Raw genomic sequence first — 14,292 nt, forward strand, 5'->3', positions numbered from 1 at the left:
GAGCTATTCCTTGTCCTGAGCCAGCGCATTGACGGCCGCTGCCGCCATGGCCGAGCCGCCACGCCGTCCATGCACGACGAGGAAGGGCACGCGCCGGTCCTCAGCCAGTGCCTGCTTGGATTCCGCCGCGCCGACGAAGCCGACCGGAATGCCGATCACAGCCGCGGGCTTCGGCGCACCGGCATCGAGCATCTCGAGCAGGCGAAACAGCGAGGTCGGGGCATTGCCGATGACCACGACGGCACCGGCGAGATGCGGCTTCCACAGCTCCATCGCGGCGGCCGAGCGCGTCGTACCCATCTGCGCCGCCAGCCCCGGCACCTGCGCGTCGTCGAGCGTGCAAAGAACCTCGTTGCCGGCCGGCAGGCGCGCGCGCGTCACGCCGTTGGCAACCATCTTGGCATCGCACAGGATTGGCGCGCCGCCCTTGAGCGCAGACCGGGCTGTCTCGGCGAAATCGCCCGAGATCTCGACGTCGCGCGGCAGATCGGTCATGCCGCAGGCATGGATCATCCGCACCACGACGCGCTCAGCCACGCCGTCGAAGCGCGCGAGATCGGCCTCCGCCCGGATGATCGCGAACGAGCGTTCGTAGATCGCCGCTCCATCCTGGATATAGTCGTATGCCTTCAACCGCGCGGCCTCGTTGTCCGCGTGGCCTCGGAGAGCCGCGCGTGAATATCTTCGCCGGGCTGCAATCGCGCCAGCAGCGCCGAAAGGTCAAGCGTCGCGATGGCATTGTCCCGCGCCGTGCCGCCGCAGATCACATCATAGAGCCCGCCGCGCCCGACCAGCGTCAGGTCGGACGCAGTCGGATGCGCGCAGGATTTGACGCAACCGGAAACATGCAGGGTCGCTCCCTGCGCCAGCAGATCGGCGGTGGCTTCGGCCAGCCTGGCGGCATCGGCCATGGTGGGCGCCTCGGCGCGCGAGCAGGCCGGGCTGCCCGCACAGGCCTGCACAGACAGGCGCGGGTCGTCGTCACGGGTGATGACGCCGAGCGTATCGGCAAGCTTCAGCAGCTGCTCCGCCTCGCCTTGCGCCAGCTTGCGGAACGCCAGCCCGCGCCAGGGCGAAAGCCGGATCTCGGCATGTTCGGGCGCTGTCGCCGCGAGCTGCGTCAGTGTCCCGGCATCGCAGCGGCCGAAAGGCAGGCCGATCAGCACCGCGAAGCGATCATCCGCCATGGCGAAGAGGCCCGCGCGACGAGGCTGCGAACGCACGGGCGGAGGCGTGGTCTCGGGCAAGGTGGTCAGGTTCGCGAGAACATCGTCCGGCAGATCGCGCAGGCGCCGGATGCCATTCGGAGCGCTTCGATGCAGGTGCGCGAATCCGGCAAGCACCGACCCCACGGCCGCTGCCGCTTCCCCCTCGGCCAGAGGCCCAAGCCAGCACCGATCCGCCAGCCCGAGCGCAACGAACCCTTGCGCGACCCCGACGAGCCGCAGGTCACAGGCGAAGGCGTCGAGCGAGGACAAGCCGCCATCATCGACGATGATCGAGAACTTGGGCGGCAGGCCGGAAACGCTCCGGGCTTGCTCTTCGATCCGCGCCGCAAGCACGATCGCGTCGATCAGGCCAGCTTCCGCCAGCGGCGAAACCAGTGTCAGGCGTTGTGGTCCGTCGCCGTCATGCTCGTCGACGAGCCGTTCCGCCAGCAGTTGCTCGACAAGGATCGGATGGCTCTCCGCGGTCACGCCGCGGATCTGGAGATTGGCGCGGGCGGAGATTTCGAGAAGGCCGTTGCCATGTGCTTCCGCAAGTGCAGCGATCTGCTTCAGCCCCGCAGGTGTCAGCCTCGCGCCCGGCGGATGCAGGCGCACCAGCCAGCCGTCGCCGGTCTCCATCGGCTTCAGCGTGCTCGGGCACCAGCCGCGACGCAGTGCTTCTCGCGAGGGCGCGCTCATTCCGCCGCCTCCCGCGCCAGGAAGGCGCCGACCGAGTTGCGCCGGCTTGTCCAGAATCCGCGCCGCGCCGCTTCGGCCAGACGCGAGCGGATCGATGCTGCGGCCGGCGCATTGGCGGCTTCAAGCGTCGCCCAGACGGCCGCATCGGCGCAGTAAGCATCGAACACGGCATCGAACAGCCCGTCCGCGACCGCATCAGTGCTGGCGGCGAAGACGAAGAGCGTATCGACCGCCTCGGCCAGTTCCGCCGCGCCGCGCCAGCCATGGGCGAGCTGCGAGGCGATCCAGCGCGGATGCGTCAGGCGGCCATGGACGATGCGGGCAATGTCCTCGGCCAGCGTGCGCGCCTTCGGCGCCTCGGGGTGCGAGCTGTCGAGGCTGTAGAGGGCGGGATTCGCGCCGAGCGCCTTCGCCGCCGCCGCGAGCCCGCCGATCACATCCGCCGCGCTCGTCGCTTCGAGAATATCGCGCCCGGCCGTATCGCTGACATGGATGAAGGCGTCCGACGAACGGATGCGGTGGGCGAAACCCGCGTCGAGCGCGCCAATCCCCTCCGCTCCGCCATAGGCATGGTCGGACGCCGCGAGATAGGCGCTGCCCAGTTCGTCACGCATCGTCCAGTCGCCGTCGAGCGCCCGGTCGGCCATAGCCGCGCCATAACGGCCGGGCGCTGCGCCGAAGATGCGCGCGCCATGCTCGCCGCGCCGGCGGGCAGAGGCGGGCTCGTTCCAGTCCTCCGGCTCGTCCAGCGCCGCGACCGCCCGCGCCGCCTGGTCGAGCAGCGCGATCTGCCCGGGGAAGGTGTCGCGGAAGGTGCCGGAAATGCGGATCGTCACGTCGAGGCGCGGGAAGGCGAGCTTCGGCTGCGGCACGATGGAGAAGCCGGTTACGCGGGTCGAGGCGTGGTCCCAGAGCGGCTCGACGCCCATCAGTGCCAGTGCATGCGCGATGTCCTCGCCGCCCGAGCGCAGCGTCGGCGAAGCCCAGAGATCCATCACGATCCGGCGCGGATAATCGCCATGCTCCTGCAGATGCCGTGAGACGACGGCCTGCGCCGCCAGCTTGCCTAGCCGCGTGGCGGCGCGCGTCGGGCTGGCGCGCGGATCGAGCGTCGAGAGGTTGCGCCCGGTCGGCAGCACGTCCGGCCGCCCGCGATGCGGCGAGCCGGCGGGGCCGGGCGGCACGAAACAGCCGTCGAGCGCGCGCACCAGGTTCTCACGCTCGCTGCGGGCTGAAACCGGGTCGATGTCCGAATGGCCGAAGACGTGCAACCCGTCGCGGAAAGGCAGTTCGGCGATGTCGCAGAGATGCGCGTCGAGCCGCGTCAGCGCCTCGTTCATCTCGGTGTCTGCAGCAACGCCGCAGGACGCGGCCAGCCCGCTCGCCTCGGCGCGCGAGCGGATTTCCGCCGCGACGATGTCTGCCCGCCGCGGATCGAGCACCTGCGCCTGCGAGAATTCCTCGACAAGGTCTCGCAGCAGCGCGGTCTCGCCCGCCGGCTCAGCCTCCGCCAGCGGTGGCGGCAGATGGCCGAGCGTGACGGCCGAGAGCCGTCGCTTGGCTGGTGCAGCCTCGCCCGGATCGTCGACGACGTAAGGATAGATCACCGGTAGCCCGCCTATGGCCAGCCGCGGCCAGCAGCCGGCCGACAGCGCCACCGCCTTGCCCGGCAGCCATTCGGTGGTGCCGTGCGTGCCAAGATGGATCAGCGCGTCGACGGCCTCCGTCTCGCGCAGCGCGAGATAGAAGGCGAGATAGCCATGGCCGGGCGGAGCATCGGGATCATGGTAGCGCGCTTTGCGGTCGGGCGTCGCGTCGCGAGGCGGCTGCAGGGCGACGGTGAGATGGCCGTAGCGCACGGCGCGGAAACGAAAGGCGCCGTTTTGGCAGGCGGGGTCGGCCTCGGGCGCGCCATGAGTCGCGAGGAGGGCTTCGCGATCGGTGGCGGGGATGGAGTCGAGCCAGCTGCGATAGGTGGCGAGCGGCAGAGTAACGACGGTTGGACCTGTGGTCAGAGCCTGCATCATCTCCCAGCCCTCATCCTGAGGAGCAAGGCGCAAGCCGTGCGTCTCGAAGGATGGTCCAGAGCGCGCTGGAACATCCTTCGGGACGCCGCTTTGCGTCTCCTCAGGATGAGGGCCGAGAGAGCCGACCTCGTAGCGTGCCCCGGCCAGCAACTCCCGGATTGCGGTCACGCTCGCCGGCGTGTCGAGCCCCACGGCGAAGCCCGCCCGGCCGCCGCGTGAGGGATAGTCCGACATCACCAGTGCCAGCCGCCGCTCGCGCACAGGCTTGCCCGAGAGCGCGATCCAGCCAGCCGCGAGATCGGCCAGCGCCGCGATGCCCTCCGCATCAGGCACGAGCCGCCGGATGGCGAGGCCTGTTGCCGCTTGGGTCTCCTCCGCCTTGAAGGCGACGGGGATCGCGCCGATGCGCCCATCGAATTCCGGCAGCGCCACTTGCATGGCGAGGTCAGCGGCCGAAAGCCCGCGCGGCGAAGCCTCCCAAGCCTCGCGCGGGCTGCCGACCGGGACCGCCTGCAGAACCGGGCAGTCGGCCGCGTCGAGTACGAAATCTGCGCCCTCGCGGGCGGAGAAGGCGGTGGTGGTGACGACCAGGTCCGGCTTGCGGGCCGCGATCAGCGCAGCGAACTCTGTCGTGACAGCAGGGTCCTTCAGGCTGGTCAGCGCGAGCGGAAGGGGAGCGAGACCGCGCGCCGTCAGCGCTGCGGCGATCGCCTCGCCCATGGCCGTGTCACCCGCCGCGACGCCCGAGCGATAGAGCAGGATCGGGACGAGCGGGCGGTCGGCGGGCAGGGCGGCAAGCGCCTCGCGCCAGGGCAGGGGCTTGCCGCCATCACCGAGAGCGAGGAACGGCGAAAGGGCGATGGGGGCGAGGTCCGCATTGTCGCCCTTCGCCTCCAGGTAGCCGTCTATCCGCCCCAGCAGCCGGCGCATGTTCTCCGCGCCGCCACCGGCCTCGAAATAGGCCAGCAGCTCGGCAGCGAATGCCGGCTCCACCGTCGCATGCTCCGCCAGCCGCGCATCATCGCGCGCGTCGCCGGGCAGGATCGCGAGCGGCACGTCGTGCTTCCGGCAGGCCGCTCCGAGCTGTTCCACCCCATAGCGCCAATAGTCGAGCCCGCCGAGGCAGCGCAGCAGCACGAAGCGGCATTTGGTGGCCGTCTTTTCGATCAGGAGATCGACCGAGAGCGGGTGCCTCAGCCGCCTCAGCGGCGCGAGTCGCAGCGACAGGTTTCCGCCGGCCGCCGCCAGCGCCGAGAGGTCGCTGTCGGTGAAGGACAGCACGAGCACGTCTCCCGGCGGCAGGTCGAGATCGACGGCGTCTTCGCCGTCGTCGAGCCTGATCTCGCTGGTCGGGAGAAGGTGCATCGCCTTGTGTCACGCCCCCGAAAGCGCGGCTTCCACGGCCTTGAGGTCGAAGCCCTTGAGGCCGATCACCGTGAGGCGCCCGTCGCGCGGCTCGCTCGCGCCCCAGGGCCGGTCGAAATGATGGCCGACGCGCCGGCCGACGCCCTGCACGACGAGCCGCATCGGCTTGCCCGGCACGGCGGTGAAACCCTTGAGGCGCAGCACGCCCTCGGCCTCGGCCGCCTTGGCGATGCGCGCCGACAGCTCCTCCGGCGCGAGCCCGGCCGGCAGCGGTAGCGCGACCGAGTCGAAATCGTCATGGTCGTGATCGTGCTCGCCCTCGCCCTCGCCATGATGCGAGGGGCGGGCGGCGAGATCGCTCTCGGCCGCGGCGCCCAAGCCCACGATCAGCGCAGGCTCGACCTTGCCATGCGCGGTCTCGACGATCTTGATCGCCTTGGGCAGGTGCTCGGCGATCTCGGCCTTGACGCGGGCGCGGCCGGCTTCGTCGACGAGATCGCTCTTGTTGAGCAGGATCAGGTCGGCGCAGAGGATCTGATCCTCGAACACCTCTTCCAGCGGGTTATCGTGCTCGACGGAGGCGTCGGCCGCCTTCTGCGCGGCGAGCGCCTCCGGGTCGTCGGCGAACTGGCCTTCCGCCACCGCCGGCCCGTCGACCACGGCGATCACGCCGTCGACGGTGACGCGGGCGCGGATCGCCGGCCAGTTGAAGGCCTGCACCAGCGGCTTCGGCAAGGCGAGGCCGGAGGTCTCGATCAGGATGTGCTCGGGCGGGTTCGGGCGGTTCAGCAGCTTTTCCAGCGCCGGCACGAAATCGTCGGCGACGGTGCAGCAGATGCAGCCGTTCGGCAGTTCGACCACGTCCTCGTCGCTGCAGCCGGCGATACCGCAGCCCTTCAGGAACTCGCCGTCGAAGCCGAGATCGCCGAACTCGTTGACGAGCACGGCGAGCTTCTTGCCCTGCGCGTTCTCGAGCAGGTGGCGGACCAGCGTCGTCTTACCGGCGCCGAGGAAGCCGGTGATGATGGTGCAGGGCACCTTGCCGAGAGCGGCGGTCTGCGGGGCGTTCATGATGTCATCCTTGCTGGCGCGCCGGCAAAGGCGGCACGCGTGCGACCACGCCCTTGCGGAAGGACTGCGGCCGCTCTTTCCAGGGAACGATGCCGTTGGCGCTGGCGGCATAGGCCTCCGCAGCACCGACGATCTCGTCGAGATGGGTGTCGGTTTCGAGGTCGCCGATCAGATAGGTCCATTTGCCGTCGGCCGCGAAGGCGACGGTGCAGGGCCGCTTGCAGACGGCGAGGCATTCGACGGGCAGCACGGGGATCGCGCTGCCCTTGGCGATCAGGCGCTCGGCGAGCGCTTCGGCGAGCGCCAGCCCCGGCTGGTCGAAACCCTCCGGAAGATCGGCGCGCGCCCGCCTGCACGCGGTGCAGACATGGATGGTGAGGTCGCCCTCGGACATGCGGCTTGCCTTTTCGGGACGCGGGCTCGGCCGAAGCCGCGCCCGCGCTTTCAGCCTGCGACGGCCACGCGCCGGCTCGCCCACGGCCAGAGCTTGCCCACGGCGAAGCCGGTGGCGAGCCACAGCGCCGCCTGGATGGCGAGCGACAGCGCCGCGAAATGCGCCGCGATCTCGGCCGGCACCTTGCTTTCCGGCGCGGCCGGGTGCGGCGCGCCGATCAGATGCGGGACCAGCAGCGCGACGATGGCGAGCGCGCGCACCCAGGGCTGCTCGAAGCGCAGGAAAGCGAAGAGGCCCCCGGCAGTGGCGAGCGCAGCGAGCACCCACCAGAGTTGGCGCTGTTCCAACGCAGCGGAAGCGGCGCCCGGCAATTCGGGCGCGAGCCCGGTCGCCGGCACGAGTCCGAAGGCGAGGAAGCCGCAGGCCGCCCAGATCAGGGCGCGTCGCTCATCGATCGCATCGCCCGCCGCGATCATTCCGGCGAGCAGCAGCGCGGCGAACCCGATCGCGGTGGCGATGGTGACCGCGCTGGTGAGGAGCGTGCGCTGGAAGCCGTCCTGCGGCTTCCATTCGGCATGGTCGTGGCCGGCGCCGTCGCCCGCTGCGCCATGGGCGAGGATCAGCTTGGCCTGGCCGTCGAAGCTGGCGAGCGTCGGCGCCTGCAGGCGCAGCGCTGCCTCATAGGTCTCGGCCTTGAGAATGAGCGGGGTGGTGGTGACATGCTGGAGGGCGGCGACGATCAGCCCAGCCAGAAGCCCGGCCAGGATGCTGACCGTGAGAACACGCGTGACCATGGATGCTTTCCCTCAGTGGCAGGGAAAGGCGAGGCCGTGGCGGGTATCGTGCGCGGCGTTGTGCACGTTCGACGAGGCCGCGAAGCCGGTCGTGTAGATCAGCGCGACGCCGATCACGAGCGCGGCGGCGACCGCCTTGACGCGCTCCGAGACGCTGAGCTGGGTGGTGGAAACCGAAGCCGTGTTCATCATGCTCTCCGTGGCCGCCCCGCCGGCAGCCGGTTGGATCGTTGCGGGTTGACGGCAGGTCTCCTGGCTCGCGGATTTGGCGCCCTGTGCCGCCTTCCCGGAACGAGCGTTCCAGTGGCCGATGGCAAAGGACATCCACTTACAGTTGCGGGGGCAGCCGCGGTTTCGCACCGCGTTCCCTTTTCACCTCCTCGCGGAGGCACCGTCAGAGATCATCATTAGCCATGGATGCGATGCTGTGCAATGCAATGCGCGATCTCTTCGTGAGCCCTCATCCCGAGGAGCCGCGTCAGCGGCGTCTCGAAGGATGCTCCAGATGTCTCCGGAGCCTCCTGGACCATCCTTAGAGACGGCCCTTAGGGCCTCCTTAGGATGAGGGCTCAGGAAACGCAGCGGATATGATGCCGAACGAAATCCCCCGCCTCACCCTCGTCCTCGGCGGCGCCCGCTCCGGCAAGAGCCGCCATGCCGAGGCGCTGGTCGAGGCTCTGCCCGCACCCTGGACCTATATCGCGACCGCCGAGGCTTATGACGACGAGATGCGCCAGCGCATCGCCGAGCATCGCGCCCGCCGCCCGGCCAATTGGCAGACGGTCGATGCGCCGCTCGCGCTGCCCGAGGCGATTCGATCGCAGCCGGCTGGCCGCCCGATCCTCGTCGATTGCCTGACGCTCTGGCTGACCAACCTCATTCTCGCCGAGCGCGATACGGCGGCGGCCGCCGAGGCGCTGCTCGCCGCCTGCGAACGTCCCAGCGGGCCCATCGTGCTGGTCTCCAACGAGGTCGGGCTCGGCATCGTGCCGGATAATGCGCTCGCCCGCCGCTTCCGCGACGAGGCCGGCCGGCTGCATCAGGCGCTGGCCGCCCGGGCCGAGCGGGTTCTGTTCATGGTCGCCGGGCTGCCCATGCAAGTGAAGTGAAGCGAGCGAAGTGATGACGACGGATCAGGAAGCAGCCCGCCACAAGGCGAAGATGGAGAAGCGCAAGGCGGTGCAGGACGCCGAGGTCGCTTCCAAGACGGTCGAGAAGGGGTTGCTGATCGTCAATACCGGCCCCGGCAAAGGCAAGTCGACGGCGGCCTTCGGCCTGATGTTGCGCGCGCTCGGTCATGGCTGGCGCATCGGCGTGGTGCAGTTCATCAAGGGCGCCTGGTCGACCGGCGAACGCAAGGCGCTGGAAGCCTTCGCCGATCAGGTGAGCTGGCACAGCATGGGCGAGGGCTTCACCTGGGAAACTCAGGACAAGGCCCGCGACATCGCCGCGGCCGAGCGCGCTTTCGCCAAGGCAACGGAGCTGATGGCCGATCCCGCGATCAGGCTCCTCGTCCTGGACGAACTCAACATCGCGCTGCGCTACGACTACCTGCCGTTGGCGGAGGTGGTGGCGACGCTGCGCGCACGTCGCCCTGACCTGCACATCGTCGTCACCGGCCGCAACGCCAAGCCGGAGCTGATCGAGGCGGCGGACCTCGTCACCGAGATGACGCTGGTGAAGCACCATTTCGCCGCCGGGGTGAAGGCGCAGGAAGGGATCGAGTTCTGACGCCCTGCAGCACGCGTCATTCTCGGGCGGAGCGAAGCGCAGACCCGAGAATCTCAGGACGAAAGGCGCAGGAGCCCCTTCCGGCAAGAGATGCTCGGGTCGAGCCCGAGCATGACGGCTAAGCGAGCACAAACACTGCCGCCACCGCCGCAAGCGTCCACAGTAGCCCGCAGGCCTTCCGGTAAAGCCCCAGCGCCCGCCGGATATCAGCCGCCGTCGCCTCGGCCCGGCCATCGCCCATCCAATGATCCTCCACGCGCGTCTGCCCGTAGATGCGCGGCCCGGCGAGCCTGAGGCCCAGCGCCCCGGCCATCGCCGCCTCCGGCCAGCCGGCATTGGGCGAGCGGTGCTTGCCCGCATCGCGCCGCACGGCCCGCATCGCGCCGCGGGCATCGGCCTGCCGATCGAACGCCGCGGCCGCGATCAGCAATAGCGCCGTCAGCCGCGAGGCCGGCACGTTGACGAGGTCGTCGAGCCGCGCGGCCGCCCAGCCGAAGGCGAGATGGCGCGGCGTGCGGTGGCCGATCATCGAGTCGGCGGTGTTGATCGCCTTGTAGGCGGCGATGCCCGGCAGCCCGCCGAAGCCGAGCCAGAAGGCCGGCGCGACGATGCCGTCCGAGAAATTCTCGGCCAGGCTCTCGATGGCGGCCCGCGCGACCCCGGCTTCGTCCAGCGTCTCCGGATTGCGCCCGACGATCATCGAGACCGCCCGCCTGCCGCCATCGAGCCCGTCACGCTCCAGCCCCTCGGCGACGCGCGCGACATGCTCGTGCAGGCTGCGCTGGGCGATCAGCGTCGAGGCGATCAGAGCCAGCGGGATCAGGCCGAGCGGTCCCGCAGTCAGCAGCAGCTGCTGGACGACGGTCGAGAGCGCGATGGTGATCGCGAGCAGCAGCATCAGCGCCAGCACGCCCATCGCCTTCCGCCAGCCGAACGATGCGCTCTCGCGGTTGAGCCCACGGTCCAGCGCGGCGATCAGCCGGCCGATCCAGGTGACGGGATGGCCGATTGCGGCATAGAAGCGCTGCGGATAGCCGAACGCTGCCTCGACGATCAGCGCGAGCAGCAGCAGGGGCAGGCTGTCGGAGAGATTCATGCAGGGCGCGTGGGGCGGGATCGGTGGCTGAGGACGGCATCTGGCATGGCGGCGATCTCGCCACGGCGCGCGCGCTCTTTCCGGAGGCGCCCGAGCCCTGGATCGATCTTTCCACCGGGATCAATCCGATCCCCTACCCGCTTCCGGCGCTGCCGTTAAGCCTCTGGGCCCGCCTGCCGGGCGCCGAGGATGAAGCGGCGCTGATCGCCGCGGCGCGCGCCGTCTATCGCGTGCCGGAAGCTGCCGGCATCGTCGCCGCGCCCGGCACGCAGATCCTGATCGAGCTTCTGCCGCGGCTGGCGTCCTCCGGGCCGGTTGCGGTGCTCGGCCCGACCTATGCCGAGCACGCCCATGCCTGGCGCAAGGCCGGCTTTGCCGTGACAGAGGCCGCCAGCCTCGCCGAAGCGGAAAAGGTCGCGACCCTCGTCGTGGTCAACCCGAACAATCCCGATGGCCGCATTCTGCCGCAGGCGGAACTGGCCCGCCTCGCCGAGCGCTGCGCCGCGCGTGGCGGCCTGCTGGTCGTGGACGAGGCCTTCGCCGATTTCACGCCGGAGGCGAGCATCGTCCCGGATCTGCCGCCGGGAACGGTGGTGCTGCGCTCCTTCGGCAAGACCTATGGCCTCGCGGGCCTGCGGCTGGGGTTCGCCATCGGCGCGCCGGAACTGATGGCGCGCCTGAAGGCCGCGCTCGGACCATGGTCGGTCGCCGGGCCCGCCTTGCATGTCGGTGCGCTCGCCCTCGCTGATCTTGGCTGGCTGGCGCGGACCGCGGCGGAGCGGGCAGGGGATGCCGCGCGTCTGGATGTACTGCTCGCGCCGCACGGCAAGGTCGTCGGCGGCACGAGTCTTTTTCGGCTGCTGGAGACCCCGGCCGCCCCGGTCCTCTTCGCCCGCCTCGGCCGCCACGGCATCTATGTCCGGCGCTTCCAGCAGGCGCCGGAGCGAGTGCGCTTCGGCCTGCCGGGTGACGAGCCCGGTTGGTCGCGGCTGCAGGCGGCGCTGGCCGGAGATGTGCCGGCTGCATCGACGCCAGCGTGAGACTTGCATGCGATGGGCGCCGGGACAGGCGTCCCGCGGCCGGCTAGTGTCGCCGGCGCGATTCCTGAGGAGCGAGACGACAATGGCCTTCCTGCCGCCGGACAACGAGCTGACGATCGGCTTCGCCCATGCTGCCTATCAGCTTGGGGATGAGTTCGCTGCGCGGGGCCGCCCGATCCGCAGCTTCGAGGTCCGCAGCGTCGACGAGTTGCGCGAGCGCGCGCCGGAGGCCGATCTCCTCGTCGTCTCGGGCCTTTGGCGCAACGATCTGCTGCCGCGGCTGCCGAAGCTGCGCTTCATCCAGTCGATCAGCGCGGGCACGGACCAGTTCGACAAGGCCGAGATCGCCAAGGCCGGCATCCGCCTCGCCAGCGGGCAGGGCGCCAATGAGCGGGCGGTCGCCGAGCATGCGATGGGCCTGATCCTGACCTTGACCCGCCAGATCCATTTCGCCCGCGACCGGCAGGCGAGGCAGGAATGGCGCCCGATGATCGGCGAGCGCGCCCTGCGCGAGGACGAGCTTGCCGGCAAGACGCTGGTGATCGTCGGGCTCGGCCGTATCGGCCTGAGGCTCGCCAAACTCGCCAGCGCCTTCGACATGCGCGTCATCGGCGTGCGCCGCAATCCGGAGCCGCAGCCGGGCGTCGAGAGCGTGGTGAAGACGGAGCGGCTGGCCGAGGCGGTGGCACAGGCCGATGTCGTGGCGCTCACCTGCCCGCTGACACCCGAGACCAAGGGGCTGATCGATGCCGCCGTCCTGGCGGCGATGAAGCCCTCGGCCTTCCTCGTCAATGTCGCCCGCGGGCCTGTCGTCGATGAGGAGGCGTTGCTCAATGCACTGGGCAACGGCCAGATCGCCGGCGCCGGCCTCGACTGCTTCAATGAAGAGCCCCTGCCGTCCGCCTCGCCCTTCTGGCGTCTGCCGCAGGTCGTCGTCACGCCGCACAGCGCCGGCGAGACCCGTGCCTATGAGGGCAACGTCATCGACATGCTCCTCGACAATCTGGACAGGCTGCAGCGCGGCGAGGCCGCCTTGCTCAACCAGATCGTCTGACCGGCGGCAGGAGCGGCCATGGCCTGGTCCATTGCATCCCGGCCCGGCGGGCCGGCCCTCATCGTCGCGCTCGGCATCACGCAAATCTTCGGCTACGGCGCGCTCTACTACGCCTTCTCGGTGCTGGCTCCGCGCATCACCGAAAGCCTCGGCTGGGCGCCGGAATGGACCTATGGCGGGCTCGCTGCCGGTCTTCTCCTGGGCGGCGCCGTCGCGCCCCTGACCGGCGGCCTGATCGATCGTTACGGCACGCGGATGGTGATGACGATCGGCTCCGCGCTGGCCGGCCTCTCCCTGCTCGCGCTGGCGGAGGCGCGCGGCATCGTCAGCTATGTCCTGGCGATGGTCGCGCTGCAGGCGGTGACGACGGCGGTCTTCTACGATGCGGCCTTCGCCGCCCTGACGCAGGCACGCGGCAGCCGGGCCCGCCTCGCCATCAGCCAGCTCACCCTGATCGGTGGCTTCGCCTCGACGCTGTTCTGGCCGCTGACCACGAGCCTGCTGGCGGTGCTGGACTGGCGCGGCGTCTACAGGCTCTACGGGTTGTCGCAACTCCTGGTCTGCGTGCCGCTCCACTTCTTCTTCCTGCCGGGGCGGGTGAAGCGGCCGGTGGTGGCCTCCGCCGCCCATGCACCGGCGCTCGAGGCCGAGCCGGAGATCACCTACCTCACTGGCGATGCCCGCCGCCGCGCCTTCCTCCTGCTGGCGCTCGCCTTTTCGCTGCAGGGCTTCGTCGTCTCCGCGATGTCGATCCACATCCTCGCCCTGTTGCACGAGTTCGGCGTGAGTGCCGCGGTCGCGGTCGGCATCGGCGCGATGATAGGCCCTTCGCAAGTGGCTGGCAGGCTGGTCGAGATGCTGTTCGGCCGCGCCGTCTCGCCCGTCACCACGGCGTGGGTCTCGGGCCTCCTGATGCCGCTCGGCCTGCTGCTCCTGCTGGTCGGCGGGTCGCTGCCGGTGCTCGCCGGGCTTTCGGTCATCGCCTACGGCATCAGCATGGGGCTGAGCTCGATCGTGCGCGGCACCGTTCCGCTTCAGCTCTTCGGCCCGGTCGGATTCGGCGCGATGATGGGCAAGCTCTCGGCACCAGGCCTCGCCATCAAGGCGGCCGCACCGCTTGCCGCGGCGGTGACGCTGGAGCGTGCCGGGGTGACGGCGGCGACCCTGCTCTTCGTCGTCTTCTCGGGCGTCGCAGCCGGCGCGCTCTTCCTGCTGGCTCGTACCCGCCCGTGAACGCTCAGGCCGTCAGGCCCCGCCACCAGCGCCGCGCGGCGTCGCGCGTGCGGATGGCGAAGGCATAGGCCGCCGAGGCGCGCACCCAGCCGAGGACCCGGTCGCGTAGCCGCGTCACCAGCCCCATGATCCAGGCGAACCAGGCATAGGTCAGGAGCTTCTCGCGCCCGGCCTCATAGATGCGCTCGACGATCAGGAAGCTGGCGAGATGCGCGAGGCCGAGCACGATGAGACCCGGCCAGAACGCCCCACGCGCCATCAGCACGAGGCCGACCAGCTTCAGCGGCTCGGCGATAGCGAAGGGCACGGCGAGCGCGAGCAGCACCAGCGGGCGCGGCAGCCGCGACACCGCCTCCTCCAGCCGATGCACTAGTCGCAACGATGCGAACCAGCGAACCAGCGGCCCGTAGAACGGCCGCGCGATCTCGTCGAGAATGATGAAGACCGTCAGGACGGCGCGGACGATCCCGAGCGCAAGCCGGGCCGGCAGGCTCTTCTCGCGTGGGTCCTGGGGTTCAACGGGCATGGCATGATCCGGCAAAGAACCGCTCTTCATAAGCCGCTCATCATGGCTTTTCGG

Annotated in this window: 14 protein-coding genes and 1 riboswitch; of the genes, 5 read left to right on the top strand and 9 right to left on the bottom strand. The window is 70.1% G+C overall.

Annotation, left to right across the window (positions count from 1 at the left end):
- Positions 1–3: 3 nt before the first annotated feature.
- The 7 genes from BoBH3_RS18785 to BoBH3_RS18815 are packed head-to-tail and all read right to left on the bottom strand — an operon-like array spanning position 4 to position 7,747.
- Positions 4–633: a precorrin-8X methylmutase gene (locus BoBH3_RS18785; RefSeq protein WP_262332364.1), complete on the bottom strand. Its 630-nt coding sequence runs from the start codon at positions 631–633 to the stop codon at positions 4–6.
- Positions 630–1,907, bottom strand: coding sequence for a precorrin-3B synthase (gene cobG, locus BoBH3_RS18790; RefSeq protein ID WP_262332365.1), 1,278 nt, complete (start codon positions 1,905–1,907; stop codon positions 630–632). Before cobG ends, BoBH3_RS18785 begins: the two co-directional genes overlap by 4 nt.
- On the bottom strand, positions 1,904–5,299 hold the full coding sequence (cobN, locus tag BoBH3_RS18795; protein WP_262332366.1) for a cobaltochelatase subunit CobN: 3,396 nt from the start codon (positions 5,297–5,299) through the stop codon (positions 1,904–1,906). Before cobN ends, cobG begins: the two co-directional genes overlap by 4 nt.
- A 9-nt stretch (positions 5,300–5,308) precedes the next feature.
- Positions 5,309–6,370: a cobalamin biosynthesis protein CobW gene (gene cobW, locus BoBH3_RS18800; RefSeq protein WP_262332367.1), complete on the bottom strand. Its 1,062-nt coding sequence runs from the start codon at positions 6,368–6,370 to the stop codon at positions 5,309–5,311.
- Positions 6,371–6,374: 4 nt separating this feature from the next.
- Positions 6,375–6,764 carry a DUF1636 domain-containing protein gene (locus BoBH3_RS18805; protein ID WP_262332368.1) on the bottom strand — a complete coding sequence of 130 codons (390 nt, stop codon included), beginning with the start codon at positions 6,762–6,764 and terminating at the stop codon, positions 6,375–6,377.
- Positions 6,765–6,814: 50 nt separating this feature from the next.
- A complete protein-coding gene (locus BoBH3_RS18810; RefSeq protein WP_262332369.1) occupies positions 6,815–7,558 on the bottom strand; it encodes a CbtA family protein in 744 nt (247 codons plus the stop codon).
- Positions 7,559–7,570: 12 nt separating this feature from the next.
- The gene (locus tag BoBH3_RS18815; protein ID WP_262332370.1) at positions 7,571–7,747 is read right to left on the bottom strand and encodes a CbtB domain-containing protein; all 177 of its coding nucleotides are present in this window, start codon (positions 7,745–7,747) and stop codon (positions 7,571–7,573) included.
- A gap of 36 nt (positions 7,748–7,783) precedes the next feature.
- Positions 7,784–7,969: riboswitch (cobalamin riboswitch) on the bottom strand.
- A 179-nt stretch (positions 7,970–8,148) separates the two neighbouring features.
- Here BoBH3_RS18815 and cobU point away from each other — a divergent pair.
- Both cobU and cobO read left to right on the top strand, forming a co-directional pair.
- Positions 8,149–8,667, top strand: a complete 519-nt coding sequence (gene cobU, locus BoBH3_RS18820; RefSeq protein WP_262332557.1) for a bifunctional adenosylcobinamide kinase/adenosylcobinamide-phosphate guanylyltransferase — start codon at positions 8,149–8,151, stop codon at positions 8,665–8,667.
- A gap of 13 nt (positions 8,668–8,680) precedes the next feature.
- Positions 8,681–9,289 (top strand): cob(I)yrinic acid a,c-diamide adenosyltransferase, encoded by a 609-nt coding sequence (gene cobO / locus BoBH3_RS18825; protein WP_262332371.1) that lies wholly within the window; start codon positions 8,681–8,683, stop codon positions 9,287–9,289.
- A gap of 118 nt (positions 9,290–9,407) precedes the next feature.
- Here cobO and cbiB read toward each other — a convergent pair whose 3' ends face one another.
- Complete coding sequence (gene cbiB, locus BoBH3_RS18830; protein WP_262332372.1) at positions 9,408–10,385, bottom strand: adenosylcobinamide-phosphate synthase CbiB; 978 nt, start codon at positions 10,383–10,385, stop codon at positions 9,408–9,410.
- Positions 10,386–10,408: 23 nt separating this feature from the next.
- Between cbiB and cobD the strand changes: the two genes are divergently transcribed.
- The 3 genes from cobD (at position 10,409) to BoBH3_RS18845 (ending at position 13,712) form a co-directional block, all read left to right on the top strand.
- Positions 10,409–11,425 carry a threonine-phosphate decarboxylase CobD gene (gene cobD, locus BoBH3_RS18835; RefSeq protein ID WP_262332373.1) on the top strand — a complete coding sequence of 339 codons (1,017 nt, stop codon included), beginning with the start codon at positions 10,409–10,411 and terminating at the stop codon, positions 11,423–11,425.
- An 82-nt stretch (positions 11,426–11,507) separates the two neighbouring features.
- Positions 11,508–12,479, top strand: coding sequence for a D-2-hydroxyacid dehydrogenase (locus BoBH3_RS18840; RefSeq protein ID WP_262332374.1), 972 nt, complete (start codon positions 11,508–11,510; stop codon positions 12,477–12,479).
- An 18-nt stretch (positions 12,480–12,497) separates the two neighbouring features.
- Positions 12,498–13,712, top strand: a complete 1,215-nt coding sequence (locus tag BoBH3_RS18845) for an MFS transporter (protein ID WP_262332375.1) — start codon at positions 12,498–12,500, stop codon at positions 13,710–13,712.
- A 4-nt stretch (positions 13,713–13,716) separates the two neighbouring features.
- On the opposite strand, the gene BoBH3_RS18850 is transcribed toward BoBH3_RS18845, so the two are convergent.
- Positions 13,717–14,238 (bottom strand): hypothetical protein, encoded by a 522-nt coding sequence (locus tag BoBH3_RS18850; protein ID WP_262332376.1) that lies wholly within the window; start codon positions 14,236–14,238, stop codon positions 13,717–13,719.
- Positions 14,239–14,292: the final 54 nt, after the last annotated feature.

The sequence above is a fragment of the Allobosea sp. BH3 genome, assembly GCF_025499465.1.
GTDB lineage: Bacteria > Pseudomonadota > Alphaproteobacteria > Rhizobiales > Beijerinckiaceae > Allobosea.